Below are 1,151 nucleotides of genomic sequence, written 5' to 3' on the forward strand. Positions count from 1 at the left end.
GCTTTGCGATGGGCGCCGGCGGYCTGATCGATGTGCAGTTGGGCACCCTGGTGGGCGGCTCCTTCGGCAACGACGACTGGACCGCCAACCAGTCCCAACTGCGCGTCGGCACTTACGCGACCTTTCGTGGGGTGGAGGCGAATGTGCGGGTCGACACCCTGAGCGGCGAGGGGCTCATTCAATCGGGTTACCAAGGTGCCGGCTACCGCAGTTTTACCTTCGGCGTGGCCAACGGCTCGGGTTCCTTCGAAGGGGTGCTGGCCGACACCGACACCGCCCAAGGCCAGATCGGCAACTTCACCAAGGTCGGCAGCGGCACCCAGACCCTCCTTGGCAACAACAGCTTTACCGGCACCCTGAGCATCGAGGCCGGCACCGTGCGTGTGGGCGAAGGCGGTGTGCGCGGCTCGCTGGCCACCCGCAGCATCGTCAACAACGGTGCCCTGGTGTTTGCGCGCAGCGGCGACATCGGCTATCAGGGCGTCATCTCCGGCAGCGGCAGCCTGCACCAGCAGGGCGCCGGCATTCTGCGGCTGAGCGGCAACCAGAGCTACACCGGCGCCACCAACGTCGAGGCCGGCTGGTTGGTGCAGGAGGGCGCATCGCGTTCAAGCGCCTTCAACCTCAGCGGCAGTACGGTGCTGGAGTTGCAGGTGAATCAGGGCACGCGCGACGGCGCAGTGGACGTGAAATTCGCCGGCAGCGCCGCCACGCTGAGAAAGACCGGCGCCGGCATGGCGGTTTGGACCGGGTCCAAAGCCGTGTTCGCGCTGGACGAGTTCAGCACCATCGACGTGCAGGGCGGCACCCTGGTCGGGGGGTCCTATGGCAACGAGGACTGGAGCGCCAACAAGAGCCGGCTGAATGTGGCTGCTGGCGCTACTTTTGAAGGTGTGGAAGCCAATGTCCGCGTGGACTCCCTCAGCGGCGCGGGCACCATCAAATCCGGTTTCAACGGCGCGGGCTACAGCGCGTTCACGATGGGCGTGGCCAATGGCTCGGACGTTTTCTCCGGCGTGCTGGGGGGCTCCGGCAACTTCGTCAAGGAAGGAACGGGCTTCCAGGGGCTGACCGGCGCCAACACCTTCACCGGCCGCCTGACCGTTCCTTCCTTGACGAAGTTGCCGGAGCCCCCCAGCACGCCGGAGAAA

General features: G+C 66.3%; 1 protein-coding gene. It reads left to right on the plus strand.

The window, feature by feature from the left end:
* Positions 1–1,151, plus strand: a 1,151-nt coding sequence (locus ACXJKR_RS33075) for an autotransporter-associated beta strand repeat-containing protein (protein WP_457326464.1), incomplete at both ends; no start/stop codon positions are given.

Source organism: Roseateles sp. P5_E11 (genome assembly GCF_054049355.1).